The following is a 14,918-nucleotide window of genomic DNA, read 5'->3' as shown; positions in this document are numbered from 1 at the left end:
GATCGTGGTAGGGGCACGGCATAGAAGATCAAGGCGTTTAAAACAAAAATTCCTGACGCCGTGCCCCGACGCCGCGATCAACAACGACCAAATCAACGATCGTGGTAGGGGCACGGCATAGAAGATCAAGGCGTTTAAAACAAAAATTCCTGACGCCGTGCCCCGACGCCGCGATCAACAACGACCAAATCAACGATCGTGGTAGGGGCACGGCATAGAAGATCGAGGCGTTTAAAACAAAAATTTCTGACGCCGTGCCCCGACGCCGCGATCAACAACGACCAAATCAACGATCGTGGTAGGGGCACGGCATAGAAGATCGAGGCGTTTAAAACAAAAATTTCTGACGCCGTGCCCCGACGCAGCAATTGATCTTTGAATCCAAGATCTTGGCTGAGAGGGTTTCTTTAAGAAACCCGGTTTCTGGAGAAATTTATCGATAAAACCCACTCGGAGGTATTTTATGAACGGGGAAAAGTCGTTTATAGATTTTATTGAAGATATCGCTGCGAATATTTTTACTGAAACTGCTTCCGATGTGCAAAAATTATGCTTTCGGCTGCGGTTTCATCCCGATAATTACCAACTTGAAAATACGGATATTGCTAAATTAATCAAAAACCAACTCAACGGCGGTTTCGCTGAAAATTCAATTAATCCAATTTTGGGCGATGTCATTAAGAAAATCAAGGATAAATTTGCTCCATAAATGGAAGCGGATGGGATTGATATTGCCAAGCTGACACCGGGGAGAGGTAAACCGAAAGAATCTCCTTGGAAAATTGTTTATCGCTGGTTGCGGATGAAGTGGATTTGGCAAAGTTTGGTGGAGAAAGCAGACAAGCATTGTCAGTGGATTGATTTTCTTCATCCAGAAAACCATCTTGGAATTGTCATCCCGCCGCCGCGTCAGAAACGACAGCTTCAAGTTAAGGCTGCTTATTCTATGCGAATTGATTTGCTGCATTCTAGTCGGAATTTACTGCTGCTGAATCAAGGATGGAAAACTAAATATGTGTTGACACCTTCGATAGCTTTTGCACCGAAGTGTCAGCTTAATGGTGAACCGATGTGGATACCTCAAGATGGATCGAGTTTGCGAGAGTGTAAAGAATGGATTAATTTTGATACTCCGGGAAAAGAGGAATTTGTTGGGATTGTGTTGGATGAAGATTTAGATTTTGATTGGTTGGATTTGCGGGATGATAACCACGTACCGACTTGGGATGAGACGCGGCTTTATCAGTTGTGGAGTTATTTGGAAGGTAAGGAAAATTGGCAGGTTTTTTATCAGGCTTTTGACGTGGTTGGATAGATATAACACTTGCCACCCATAACCCGCCAGGGAATCAATTCCCTGGCTTATAGCTAAAGTCGGTTAAAACCGACTAAAAAGATTGAACAATTAGCTCTTTAGTCCTCTTGAGAGGACTTGCGCTATTAGCCAGCGATTTGAATCGCTGGCGGGTGATGGGACAAATGCAAGATATTAATCAACCGTCGTCTCATCCGGAATGCCTCGAAAATTTGTGTAGAGATTATAATCATCAAAGGAAACCCAAGATGGACGAACAACGCATCCAAGCTTATCTCCAGCTAATTTTCTCTCTCCTTAATTGCCCCAACGGACAGGAAATGGAATTATTAGAGGCGAATGCAGATTTAGTCGATCGGGTGTTCGTACAAGAGTTACTAAAAATAGCACAGGATCTGATAAAGCAAGAGAATCTAGATAACGCTAATCGCTTGATGAATATAGCAGGGTTTCTGCTTGGAGTGTATGGTGTTCCCTCAAGTTCAGTGACGCAAGAAGAATATCTCGCCTTCTGGGAAGAGTTGTTAGATGCAGAATATGAGAGTAAAGATAATACTACAGCAGTCTATGAGGTCTTGCAACGGCATCTAAATAAACTCGATACCCATTTTGCCCAAATATTACAGGAAGCAGCTATAACCTGGATATCCCAACAACCAAAAGATGCAGAATTGATTGTCGCCTTAATTGAAACAATCAGTATTCATATTAGCCAGTTCCCCTTGGGAAACATCGCCAACAATCAGGAAATCGCTATTGCTAGCTTTGCATTCGTCCTGCAAAACTGGGAGGTAAATACCGAAAAGTGGGCGCAGACACAAAATAATCTTGGGCTTGCCTATTATTACAGAATAAAAGGAGATATAGCTGACAATATTGAGTTAGCGATCGCTGCTTACACAAAAGCTTTGCAAGTACACACTCCACAAACCTTCCCCTATAATTGGGCAATGACGCAACATAATCTTGGGATGGCGTACCGTAGCAGAATAAAAGGAAATAAAGCTGACAATATTGAGTTAGCGATCGCTGCTTACACAAAAGCTTTGCAAGTGTACACACCTGAAGCTTTCCCCTATCAGTGGGCAAGGACGCAAAATAATCTTGGGAATGCGTACCGTAACAGAATAAAAGGGGATATAGCTGACAATATTGAAAGGGCGATCGCCGCTGTCACAAAAGCTTTGCAAGTGTACACACCTGAAGCTTTCCCCCAAGATTGGGCAATGACGCAAAATAATCTTGGGGCTGCGTACCATGACAGAATTAAAGGGGATATAGCTGACAATATTGAAAGGGCGATCGCAGCTTACACCAAAGCTTTGCAAGTTTACACCCCACAAGCCTTTCCCCAATATTGGGCAATGACGCAAAATAATCTTGGGATTGCGTACCGGGACAGAATCAAAGGGGATATAGCTGACAATATTGAATTAGCGATCGCTGCTTACACCAAAGCATTGCAAGTTTACACCCCTGATGCCTTCCCCCAAGATTGGGCAAGGACGCAAAATAATCTTGGGACTGCGTACCGCGACAGAATAAAAGGGGATAAAGTTGACAATATTGAGTTCGCGATCGCTGACTACACCAAAGCCTTGCAAGTGAGAACCCCTGATGCCTTCCCCCAAGATTGGGCAAGCACGCAAAATGCTCTTGGTCTTGCCTATTATTACAGAATTAAAGGGGATAAAGCTAACAATATTGAAAGGGCGATTGCCGCTTTCACAAAAGCTTTGCAAGTGAGAACTCCTGAAGCATTCCCCCAAGATTGGGCAAGCACGCAAAATGCTCTTGGGATAGCGTACAGTGATAGAATCAAAGGGGATAAAGCTGACAATATTGAAACGGCGATTGCCGCTTACACAAAAGCTTTTCAAGTGTACACCTCTCAAGCTTTCCCCGAACAATGGGCAGGTACGCAAAATAATCTTGGAACTGCGTACAGTAATAGAATTAAAGGGGATAAAGCTGACAACATTGAATTAGCGATCGCTGCTTACACCCAAGCTTTGCAAGTGTACACCCCTGAAGCCTTTCCCCAACTTTGGGCCATGATGCAAAATAATCTTGGGCTTGCCTACTGGGAAAGAATTAAAGGAGATAAAGCAGACAATATTGAAAGAGCGATCTCCGCTTGCACAAAAGCTTTGCAAGTGAGAACTCCTGAAGCATTCCCCCAAGATTGGGCAACAACGCAAAATAATCTTGGTCTTGCCTATTATTACAGAATTAAAGGAGATAAAGCAGACAATATTGAAAGGGCGATCTCCGCTTACACTCTTGTCTTGCAAGTTAGAACCTTTCAAGCCTTCCCGCAACATTGGGCAATGACACAAAATAATCTTGGGAATGCGTACAGTAACAGAATTAAAGGAGATAAAGCTGACAATATTGAAAGAGCGATCTCCGCCTACACCCTTGCCTTACAAGTTAGAACCCCTGAAGCCTTCCCGCAAGATTGGGCAATAACACAAAATAATCTTGGTCTTGCCTACTGGGACAGAAGAAAAGGAGATAAAGCTGACAATATTGAAAGAGCGATCGCTTCCTTCCAAGCGGCTTTGCAAGTCCACACTCCCGATACTTTTCCTATCGACTGCCTCAGAACAAGTCGCAGTTTAGGCAACCTAGCCTTTGAGATTAAAAATTGGCAACTCGCCATCGAAAGTTACGAAAAAGCCATTGCATCCGTTGAACGAAGCCGCAACTGGTCAACTACCGACAGCCGTCGGCACGAAATCCTCAAAGAAGCGATCGACGTTTATGAAAAAATGGTGCAAGCCTGTATCAACAACAATCAACTAGATAAAGCCCTTGAATATTCCGAACGTTCTCGTTCTAAAACTATCGGCGATATCATGGCGAGTAACCGCTATTTCGAGCAGGGAGAAATTGACCTCGATCTCAAACAAGCTTGGCAGAAATACGACGATCTGCAACAGCAAATTAACCTGCTTACCCTTGCCTATGAAACCGCAGAAAAACAACTAGCAGGCACGAGGCGCATCGCCACGCCAGAAAGTTTGCAAGTAGACGAGGAAGCCATCAAACAATTAGAAGCCCAAAAACAGCAAACCTGGGAAGAACTCCGTCGCCGCGATCCGGTTTTGGCGGGACAACTCCAAGTCGATCCGTTAAATTTATCCCAGATTCAGCGGTTAATTGATAATGACAAGACTGCGCTGTTGAGTTTTTATACGACTGAAAATGACACCCATATTTTTATCTTGTTGAAAGATCGGTTGCCTCAACTCTTCACCTGCGAAGGACAAGGGTTGAAAGTGTTGCAAAGTTGGTTGGTATATAACTGGTTGATTCCCTATGTGGCATTCAGAGATGCAGGAAACTGGGAATGGAAAGACAAGATGGGGAGTGTTTTGGCTGAACTTTCTGGGCGGTTGCAAGTGAATGAGTTGATTGCTAAGTATTTGAATGGGATTGAAGAATTGATTATCGTGCCGCATTTGATGTTGCATCAGATTCCGTTTGCGGCATTGCCTGTTGCTGTGGGTGGGATGGGATGGGGGGAGGTGGAACCTCCCGGAATGGGTTCCCAGGTAGAACCTGGGAACCAGAGCAGGGGAGAGATAGGATCTCGTACCCAGGTTCTACCTGGGTGCGAAAATCTAGAGGCTCTGCCTCGGCAAGCTACTGATACCAGATTTGAATCCAACACACGCGGGATCTCAATTCCAAAACCTCAATCCAAAACCCAACCAACTTCGCCCCCAACCCAATATCTAGGCGATAAATTCCGTCTCCGCGTTGTCCCCAGTTGCCAAATTCTCAGCTATTGCCACAATCGCCCGCCACTGCACCCGCAACCGATAATGGGAATCGTGGAAGATGCCACCGAAGACTTGCCGTTTACCCGTTACGAGTGCGAAACCCTGGCAAAAACCTACCAAATTCCCCCCACGCGGCGACTGCAAGGCAAGGATGCCACCATCGACACCGTGAAGCACCTGTTGCGGCAAGTGCAAATCCTCCACACCAGCCACCACGCCGCCTCGAACCTCATCGAACCCCTAGAATCGGCGCTGCAACTGGCGGATGGTAACTTGAAGCTGGGGCAATTGCTGTCCCCCGGTTGGCGAATGCCCGATTTGTCCGATGCCTTCACCTGCAACTGCGAAACTCATTTATCTGTTACCGATGTTACCGACGAGATACTGACGCTTTCTGTCGGGTTTCTCTGTGCCGGTGCCAGGAGTGTCGTCAGTACGTTATGGTCGGTGGAAGATTTGGCAAGTGCGATGCTGTCTCTGTTCTACTACCAGGGGCGCGAAGCTGGGTTGTCGCGCAGTTTAGCGTTGCAAAAAGCACAGCAAACCTTGCGTAATTTAACGGGTAAAGAGTTTGCGGCGCGATATCAAAGCGCGTTGGCGCAGCATCTCGAAGGACTGCACAAAGCGATGATGGAAAAACATTGGGGGGCGGCGAACGAAGAGGAGTCGCAAAAGTTACTTGAGGCGGCGCGGAAAATTGAAGGGCAACAGGAACGGTTAAAACGATGCGGTAATGAAAATTTGCCCTTCGATCATCCTTATTATTGGGCAGGTTTTGTATCCCAAGGGTTGTCTTAAAACAGTCTTTTTTTCTTGTGGGATGGGCATTCTACCCGTCCAATTTTGCCAACCCCAAAAAGTCTTTTTTTCTTGTGGGATGGGCATCTTGCCCGTCTCAGATCTTGCACCTACCTACTCACCCGCCGTGGAATCAATTCCACGGATCATAGCGAAAGTCCATTGAAATGGACTGAAATCTATAGCAAGTATTTATAGCAGTTTGCGACTTAGTGGAATACAACCCTAGTGGCTCTTGTTTGTGTAGCGGCAGCATTAATGCTGCCGCTACACAAACGAAGCCCGCCTACGCGGGCTATTAACTGATGCAAAATAAAGTGTATTTTATCAAGTCGCAAACCGCTATAGTCCTCTTGAGAGGACTTTTGCTATTAGCCAGGGAATTGATTCCCTGGCGGGTAAGCGGGTAGGTGCAAGATGTGAGCCGTCCAATTTCGCGTGTATTCCACAACACAAGTTAGCTTAACAAAAACTCTGCCCGGTGAAGAAGTCGCCCTATCCTAGCGGTAGACGTTTGCTCTTGCGATCGCATTTATTCTGTCTTTGTAACAGTGTTGATATCGTTTCCGGTTATTTCTGAATGATTAAACAAGCAAACCTCACTAAAGCGAATCTGCACGGTACAAATCTCCAGTGGGCATCTTTAACAGAAGTGACTCCATCAGACATCGATCTGAGTTGCGCGATCGCAAGCAGAACCATTATCCCTGCGGGTTATGCCTCTGACGGTTAGCCATCTCACATAGGTTACAATAAGTCAGGTAATTTAGCAATTGAATTAGGACTGCAATGGAGAAAATTTACGGCAATATTAAAGGATTAAAATCGAGTCAGATCAAACAACTAAAGCAACTTTGCGACGGGCGACAGCCAAGCGATCGCTTGCTAGTTCCCGAATTTGCTCAACAGCTAGCCGCGATTAGTACAGAAATTCATCACCCGCTTTGCGCCTACATTAATCGACGCGGGGAGGTAGTCCGAATCGGAGTCGGTACGCCCCAAGAAACTCAAATTCCACCCCAAGATATGCCTCGCCATAGTGCTAGACGCTTGAGCGGGATTCGTTGCGTTGCGACTCAACTCAAAGGTGATGCACCGGATGTACCAGCACTAATGGCAATGGCACGCCAACGCTTAGACGCCTTGGTGGTGTTAATCCCAACTAGCAAAGGTGATGGTGATGTTAAGGAAGCTTATCTTGCTCACCTCGTACCCGATTTAGAGACGCCTTGGCTTGTTTCTCCTCCCCTCAGTTTAGATGACCTGATCGAGGAAGATTTCGACGATTTAGTTGAGGAATGGGAAGCAGAGTTAGAAGCAGCAGGATTTGAAACCGATCAATTCCAAGATCGGACAAAGAGCGATCGCGTTGTGCTGGTTGGATTGATGACCGAAGATATGACCGATCGGCAGTTTCAAGATCGCCTTGACGAACTCGTTCGCTTAGTTGAGAGTGCGGGAGGAGAGGTAGTCGAGACGGCGATCCAGAAGCGATCGCATCCCCATCCTCAAACCGTCGTTGGTCAAGGAAAAGTAGAAGAAATTGCCCAATTAGCCCATCAAGTTCGCGCCAATTTGATTGTTTTTAACCGCGATATTTCACCCTCTCAAGCGCGAAACTTAGAAGATTCGATCGGCATCCGAGTAATAGATAGAACTGAAATAATTTTAGATATTTTCGCCCAACGCGCTCAATCTCAAGCCGGTAAATTGCAAGTAGAACTCGCTCAATTGGAATATATGCTACCTCGGCTGCGGGGTCGAGGTCAGGCGATGTCTAGACTAGGTGCGGGAATTGGTACGAGAGGGCCTGGTGAGACTAAACTAGAAAGCGATCGCAGAGCCATCCAGCGGCGAATTGCACAACTACAGCAAGAAGTCAACCAATTACAAGCCCATCGCGCCCGCTTGCGGCAACAGCGACAACAGCAAGAAATTCCCACAATTGCCTTGGTTGGTTATACCAATGCCGGGAAATCCACCCTGTTAAATGTGTTGACTAATGCTGAAGTTTACACAGCCGATCGCTTGTTTGCTACCCTCGACCCAACAACGCGAAAGGTGGTAATTGTAGACTCGCAAACCCAGGAACGGCGATCGATTCTTCTCACAGATACGGTTGGGTTTATTCACGAACTCCCGCCACCGCTAATGGATGCATTTCGCGCCACCCTAGAAGAAGTGACAGAAGCGGATGCGCTGCTGCATGTGGTCGATCTTTCCCATCCCGCTTGGGCAAGTCATATCAGTTCGGTGGAAGAGGTTTTAAAAGAAATGCCAACTCTTCCAGGAAAAGCTTTGATTGCCTTTAATAAAATCGATCGAGTAGATAGGGAAACTCTGGCTTTAGCCCAGCAACAGTATCCCGAAGCCGCATTTATTTCAGCAACTGAACGCTTGAAGTTAGAGAATTTACGGCAGCGATTGTTGCAACTGATCGATCTCCATGCTGTTTCTCGGCACTAGCGGTTGGGTTTATCAGCACTGGATGGGTATTTTCTATCCAGAAGAGTTGCACGGCGACCAGCAACTCGCATTTTACGCGCAGCACTTTTCCACTGTAGAGGTAAATTATTCCTTTTACCGTCTGCCAGAAAAATCTGTGTTTGAAACTTGGCGCGAGCAAAGTCCCCAAGACTTTCTTTTTGCCGTTAAAGGTAGCCGCTATCTCACCCACATGAAAAAATTAAAAGACCCCGTTGAACCTTTATCTCGACTGATGAAACGGGCATCTGACTTGCCAGAAAAGCTCGGCCCGATTCTGTTTCAATTTCCCCATACTTGGTCTGTTAATTGCTCGCGGCTTGAGTTTTTTTTAGAGTTGCTGCAAACCTACCCACAACAAAGATATACCTTTGAATTTCGTCACAATAGTTGGCTGAATCCACAGGTGTATAAATTGCTAGAACGCGCTGGTGCAGCCCTTTGCTTACCAGTTAGTCCCACAGTTCCCCTCGATATCCGCCTTACTGCACCTTGGATTTATATCCGAATGCATAGTGGGCGATGGGGAATTGGTTACGGCGATGATGAGCTATCAACTTGGGCAACTCGTATTTGCGAGTTTCTCCAAAGGGGAATTGACGTTTATGTTTACTTCAACAACGACTTGGAAGGTCATGCTATCCGCAATGCTAAGCACCTTTCCGCAATGCTTGATTCTTGCCTTTGAGCTACGCGGGCTTTTGTATTCTGAGAGCTTGCGCCTGCGGTTTTCTCCCGCCAGGGGTTCAAACCCCTGGCTAATAGCTGAAGTCGTCTAAAGACGACTGGAAAAAGGATTTATTTCACTTGAGTGGACTTTAGCTATTAACCTGGGAATTGATGATACTGTTGGCAAATCAAAAAACCTAACCCAAAAGCCCCCTTCCCTGCAAGGGAAGGGGGAGCCAGAAAGCCCCTCCCCGCTTCTCTTAGGGGTTGGGGAGGGGTCAAACCCCGCAGTTTAAGCCCCTCCCCGCTTCTCTTAGGGGTTGGGGAGGGGTCATATCATGTCCGTTGGCCCGTAATAAAAAAACCTCACCTCGTCGTTGCGTAGGGACACGGCATTATAGATATCTCGGTCAAACAGATAACGTTAATCGTGCCGTGTCCCGGCTGATGATTATGGGTAATCGACCGGACATGATATCAAACCCCGCAGTTGATTCGCCAGCACTATCATTGATTCCCAGGCGGGTAAGTTGGTAAGTGCAAGCTCTAAGTATTGATACTCACAAACTAATTTAACAAAAAACTCTTCCTTAAGTAGGTGTAAAAATTTTAATATTTAAGCCAGCGTTCAATTTAAACGAGACGTGAAAATTTGAAATTACCCTTAACGGAAGATGTAACCAAACCAGAAAATAGCAATCATATAAGAGCAAGTTGGTAAAATTTATCAAATTTGATCTGAGTTTTTATTTAAAAGAGGTTTTGTTTTATGGTTTCTTGGCAATCTAACCGTCAAGCTAAGCGCATTCTGGTTGTTGACGACATAGAAGATAATTTGGTTCTGCTACAGGCAATTTTGACAGACGAAGGTTATGAGGTTGATGTTGCTAAAAATGGCAAATCAGCATTAACAAAAGTAGAAACATCGCCGCCAGATCTAGTGTTGATGGATGCGATGATGCCTGGAATGGATGGTTATGAAGTAACTAGGCGGATTCGACAAAATAAAAAGCTCGCTTTTATTCCGATTCTGATGATTACGGCTTATGAAGATGCTGCAGCCAAAGGATTAGATTTAGGAGCTAATGACTTCATCCGTAAACCGATCGATTATGATGAATTATTGGCGAGAGTTAAGGCATCTTTGCGATTGAAAGATATGATGAGTTCGCCTTAATAACTGTCAAGGTTTCTCTGAAAAATCTTCGCTTTGGAAAGCACAGATACAGCGGATTGCTTGCCTCTTTTTGGTACAGCAATTTTCGACAGCGGTGTGCGGGCACCCTTAAGGGTGCCGCTACACAAACGAAGGTGTACCTCATCTGACTGCAATCCGCTATATACGCAGATGACAAAGAGACTGAGGCTCGCTTAATTCTGGATGGGCGTGCAAATAATCGCGTATCCAGGCACAACCGGAGTCCAAGACCTGCTTTATATCTAATACTCGATCGAGTTGCCAGAGAATTACGACATCATCTAGTCCGGCAGAGGCTAGCAGTGCGCCCCGGTTCTGGGTGGCAGGGTAAAAAGCGACATCGAGTGCGCGCTCTTCATGTCCTTCCAGGGTGGCGAGCAGGGTGCCATCCAGTTTCCAGAGTTTGATGGTTTTGTCCCAACTGGCGGAGGCGATGACCGTGCCCCAAGCGGCGGGGAGTCCAGAATTGGCAGGGATAAAGGTGACAGCATTGACGCGATCGCTATGTCCCTTAAATGTGCGAACCAGTTTCCCATCCAGCGACCAGAGTTTGATCGTCGTATCCTCACTAGCAGTCGCCAACATCTGACCATCGGGGCTGAAGGCGACATCCCAGATATTGTCTTCATGTCCCAGCAATTTGAGTTGAGGTTGCGGGGTGAAATGCCCCATTGCATTCCGACGCCAAAGGCGGATTATGGTATCCCGACCAACCACTGCTAGCCACCGATCGTCCTGGCTCAAGGCAACAGCATTGAGACGATTATCACTTTTTTCCAGAGATTGAATCAGCTTGCCATCTCGCTGCCATAGTTTTACCGTCCCTTCCCAACCAACAGAGGCGATTTCTGAGCCGTTGGGATTGAAGGCGACATCAAACACGGCATTCCCATGAGCCTTGACGGTAAACAATGGTTTCCCATTTAAGGTCAATAGGTTGAGGAAGCCATCGGCGCTGGCTGCAGCGATCGCCTTACCATCTGGACTCACATCCACAGCCCAGATTTCCCCCTGGGTCAGAGGCAGGGTTTGCAGAAGCTTACCAGCTTGATTCCAAAGCTTGATCGTCCCGTCGGAACTCGATGAAATAACGGTTTGACCATCTGGGGTAATCGTCACATCCCAAACAGAGGCACGATGTCCGCGCAATACCGCAACCAGATCGGGGTCGAGTTGCCAGATGCGAACCAGTTTGTCTTCTCCACTAGAAACCAACGTTCGACCATCGCTGCTAAATGCGACCTCCCAAGTGCCATTGGGGTGAGCATTCAGGGTTCTGGTTACGGCTCTATCGCTGTTCCAAAACTTGATCGTGTCATCCCAACTGCCCGAAGCCAGGGTTTGTCCATCGGCAGAAAAGACCAGACTGACGACGGCGATACGGTGTTCCGATGCGGTGTGCAACAGAGTTCCATCCATCCCCCACCACAGGATATGACCGCGCCCGTCGCCCGCTACCAGAGTTTGACCATCCGGGCTAAAGGCGACGCTCACCAGGCGGTTTTCCCCCTTGTCAGAGGAGATGGGGTTTTTCAGGGTGCGAATTTTTGTGCCATTTAGATCCCAGAGGATCGCCGTATTATCCCAACTGGCAGAGGCGATCGCTTTCCCATCGGGACTAAACGCCACATCCCAGATAAACCCACGATGTCCGCTGAAAGTTCGGCTCGATCTGCCGTCGAGGCTCCAGAGTTTCACCAGCCGATCATCGCCTGCCGAGGCAATCCACTGTCCGTCAGGAGCGATCGCCACCGACATCACCCTTTTCCCATGCGCTTTAATCGTTCTTAAGGGCGCACCATCCTTGCTCCATAACCGCACCGTGCCATCCTGCCCTGCCGAAACCAGGGTTTGTCCATCGGGACTGAACGCGACATCATTCACTTCCCCTTGATGACCCTTGAGTGTGTGCAGCAACCTGCCATCCGCTCCCCAAATAAAAATTGTGGACTGTTGATGGGCTGAGGCGATCCGTTGACCATCATAACTGACGGCAATTCCCAGAACCCTTCCTTTGCGACCATTGAATCGATTGCGCTCAACGACTTGAAACGCGGCACGGCGCAACTCTCGATTCACCTGAGTCGCTAACTCAGTGGGGGCTTGATGCATTTGATACAAACTGGTCTGAGCCTTGATGGCGGTGACCAAGGCATCTAACCGATTTCCGGAGGCAAATAGAGCTTCTGAGGTGTTGGCGATCGCTTCGATTTCCCGCAGGGTGGCGTTGCGTCTTTGAGCAAAGGCATAGATTCCCAGTCCACTGGCAACGATCAACGCCATGCTGACGGTTCCCAATAGCCACTTTTGCAACCGACTGGCGCGTTGTTCTTGCTCAAGTCGTTTCTCGACTTCTTGCAGTCGCCGGATTTCTTCCTCGCGTTTGAGATTATCCAGATCGGTACTGGTGCCAAACCATTTGATTACCTGCCCGCTGGCATCCCGGATAGGAATGGCTCGATTGAGAAACCAGCGATAATTACCTTGTGCATCTTGCATTCTGAGTTGCACTTCGTAGGGTTCCCCGGTTTCCAGAGAATGTTCCCATGCGGCAAGGCTACTGGCGCGATCGTCAGGGTGGATTACATCTAGGCGTTTCCAGTCCGTTAGGTTGGAGAGCGATCGCCCCGCGAAGGTACTCCCCTGCTGATTCGTGTAGGATAGCGTGCCATCTGGCTCCACAATCCACACGATCTGGGGTACTGCTTCTGCCAATTGGCGGAAAAACCGTTCGCTTTCTTGTTTTGCCTCTAATTGCTGCTGGATGCTTTGCCGTTCGGCATCCTGACTGGCGGCAAGAAACTGGTAATCCAAATCGCTGAGGCTTTTGTCTCGCGCCCACTGTTGCGCGTCGAGGAGGGATTGCCCCCGCAGCAGGTAGGAGGCATCTTGACGCTGGGAGGCAACCCAACCATCGATCGCAGCGGCATAGGGACGCAAACTGCTCAATTGCCGGTTTACCCACTCCTGGTTGAAAACCTCTTGGTAAATCGGATTTTTGATTGCTAGGCGATCGCCCTGGCGTACCACTAATCCTGCTAGCAAGAGTTCAATTTGTTCCCGACTGTCGTCTAGGAGTACCGTTTCTGCTCCATAGAACTTAGCTAAACTTACTTAAGTCTAACTATTCAACCAAGATTAAAGCTTGGAGGGTCTACTTCCCGCTTCTGCCAAGGAGGTCGGCCTCTTCTTGTCCACGGGCGTCAATTCCGCACGGGGCCGAGCGTACTCGGAATATCAAGAAAAAATTGAGGTTGTGCGAAAAAGGTTTCGCGGTTTTTGTGCCTTGGTTTTCGGCAACCCGTCTAACTTACCACAAAAATACCTCCTCGTTGCGAGTCGGTATGGTTAAGTTTAGTTAAATTTTTGGCTATTTAATCATGCTCCCTGCAACAGTTGCTGATAAATGCCTAGCAGTCGTCCGGTGCGGTTTTCATTCCAGAACAGGCGATCGCGAATTGTTCGCAAATGCACGGGTTCATCTTGAGCTTCCCAGTTGTCCAGCACATACGCTCTCACCAGTTCGTCTACCTGCAACGCTGGTGACGTTTTGGCTTGTGCGATCGCATCGATCGCCAGCTGACACAGCTTTTGGGTGAGAAAGGGTTGCCCGCCTGTCCAGTGCAGAATTGCTTCTAGCGTGGCTAGAGGCTGTTCCATCACAGCCTTGAATCCTGTTGCTAGGGGGGTTGCTTCGGCGATCGCGAACCCGTCTAAATGGATGGCATGACCGATGTTGAAGGGGGTACGGTGCTTATCGGCAATGAGATCGGAGGGGGTAGTGACGCCAAATAAAGCAATGTTGAAATGTTGATAGCGGACATCGTGCGATCGCTGATTGTAGCAAGACCGAATCCAGGCAAAAAAATCATCGACGGGGAATTCTAGACTTAATAAACTATCAATTTCATCAATGAAGATATAAATGGGTGCGACCGGAAATTGCACAAACAAAATCTCTTCGACAAATTCGCTCAAGCACTGAATTAGTGGCAAATCTGCACGAGGGGCGAACCATTCCCGATATTTGATCTTGGTGAGTAGTTGAAAACTCTGAAGCAGGCTGACCATCATGCCGCGATACCATTGCTGGGGCGTGATGCGATCGCTGCCCAAGCGAGTCATGTCAAGATACGCGCACTGCGCCCCATCCTGCTGAAGCTGTTGCTTCACCCGCACCAGCAATGACGATTTCCCCATCTGCCGCGCCTTGAACACATAACAGAATTGCCCAGACTTGAGTGCCTGGTAAAGCTCCCGATCTGCCTGACGTACCACATAGTTGGGCGCATCCGCCTGAAGGCATCCACCGACTTTGTATCCAAAGGAATTTGTCACGCTCTTGACACTATCTCCGATAAATGACGGGGGATTATTGCCTCATCTAGTTTATTTTATTCGCGGTTTATTTGAGTGTAAACCGAGCGATTATGATGAATTATTGGCGAGAGTCAAGCCTTCTTTTCGATTGCTCCTTTCCCGCCCGAAGAATTATTATAGCGGTTTGCGACTTGGTGAAATACAGCCCTTGTGGCGCCTTTTGTATAGCGGCACCCTTAAGGGTGCCGCTATACAAAAGGCGCCCGTCTACACGGGCTATTAACTTACGAAAAATCAAGTGTATTCTATTAAGTCACAATCCGTTATATTGAACCGCAAAGGC

10 protein-coding genes are annotated in these 14,918 nt (G+C 47.6%); 7 read left to right on the top strand and 3 right to left on the bottom strand.

The annotated features are described in order from the left end of the window. Positions 1–134: 134 nt before the first annotated feature. A complete protein-coding gene (locus MiSe_RS09865) occupies positions 135–368 on the bottom strand; it encodes a hypothetical protein (RefSeq protein ID WP_226578184.1) in 234 nt (77 codons plus the stop codon). A gap of 95 nt (positions 369–463) precedes the next feature. Here MiSe_RS09865 and MiSe_RS09860 point away from each other — a divergent pair, with 95 nt between their 5' ends. The 7 genes from MiSe_RS09860 (at position 464) to MiSe_RS09830 (ending at position 10,234) form a co-directional block, all read left to right on the top strand. Beyond that, the gene (locus MiSe_RS09860; RefSeq protein ID WP_226578182.1) at positions 464–709 is read left to right on the top strand and encodes a hypothetical protein; all 246 of its coding nucleotides are present in this window, start codon (positions 464–466) and stop codon (positions 707–709) included. Beyond that, positions 710–1,315 (top strand): hypothetical protein, encoded by a 606-nt coding sequence (locus tag MiSe_RS09855; RefSeq protein WP_226578180.1) that lies wholly within the window; start codon positions 710–712, stop codon positions 1,313–1,315. A gap of 248 nt (positions 1,316–1,563) precedes the next feature. Beyond that, complete coding sequence (locus tag MiSe_RS09850; protein WP_226578178.1) at positions 1,564–5,904, top strand: CHAT domain-containing protein; 4,341 nt, start codon at positions 1,564–1,566, stop codon at positions 5,902–5,904. A 580-nt stretch (positions 5,905–6,484) separates the two neighbouring features. Beyond that, entirely contained in the window at positions 6,485–6,637 is a 153-nt protein-coding gene (locus tag MiSe_RS09845; protein WP_226578176.1) for a pentapeptide repeat-containing protein, read from the top strand. A gap of 56 nt (positions 6,638–6,693) precedes the next feature. Beyond that, positions 6,694–8,370 carry a GTPase HflX gene (gene hflX / locus MiSe_RS09840; protein WP_226578173.1) on the top strand — a complete coding sequence of 559 codons (1,677 nt, stop codon included), beginning with the start codon at positions 6,694–6,696 and terminating at the stop codon, positions 8,368–8,370. After that, on the top strand, positions 8,351–9,076 hold the full coding sequence (locus MiSe_RS09835) for a DUF72 domain-containing protein (RefSeq protein ID WP_226578170.1): 726 nt from the start codon (positions 8,351–8,353) through the stop codon (positions 9,074–9,076). The genes hflX and MiSe_RS09835 overlap by 20 nt, the downstream gene beginning before the upstream one ends. Positions 9,077–9,826: 750 nt before the next feature. After that, a complete protein-coding gene (locus MiSe_RS09830) occupies positions 9,827–10,234 on the top strand; it encodes a response regulator (protein ID WP_307731299.1) in 408 nt (135 codons plus the stop codon). 159 nt (positions 10,235–10,393) lie between these two features. Here the strand turns inward: MiSe_RS09830 and MiSe_RS09825 are convergent, their stop codons facing one another. Both MiSe_RS09825 and MiSe_RS09815 read right to left on the bottom strand, forming a co-directional pair. Next, positions 10,394–13,300 carry a PAS domain-containing protein gene (locus tag MiSe_RS09825; RefSeq protein WP_307731298.1) on the bottom strand — a complete coding sequence of 969 codons (2,907 nt, stop codon included), beginning with the start codon at positions 13,298–13,300 and terminating at the stop codon, positions 10,394–10,396. Between the two features lie 333 nt (positions 13,301–13,633). Beyond that, positions 13,634–14,593, bottom strand: coding sequence for an AAA-like domain-containing protein (locus tag MiSe_RS09815; protein WP_226578168.1), 960 nt, complete (start codon positions 14,591–14,593; stop codon positions 13,634–13,636). Positions 14,594–14,918 lie beyond the last annotated feature (325 nt).

Origin of the sequence: Microseira wollei NIES-4236 (assembly GCF_020521235.1) — a bacterium.
In the GTDB taxonomy this organism is placed as follows: domain Bacteria; phylum Cyanobacteriota; class Cyanobacteriia; order Cyanobacteriales; family Aerosakkonemataceae; genus Microseira; species Microseira wollei.
The sequence above is the reverse complement of the archived record's forward strand: the minus strand, read 5'-3'. Positions and strand labels throughout refer to the sequence as shown.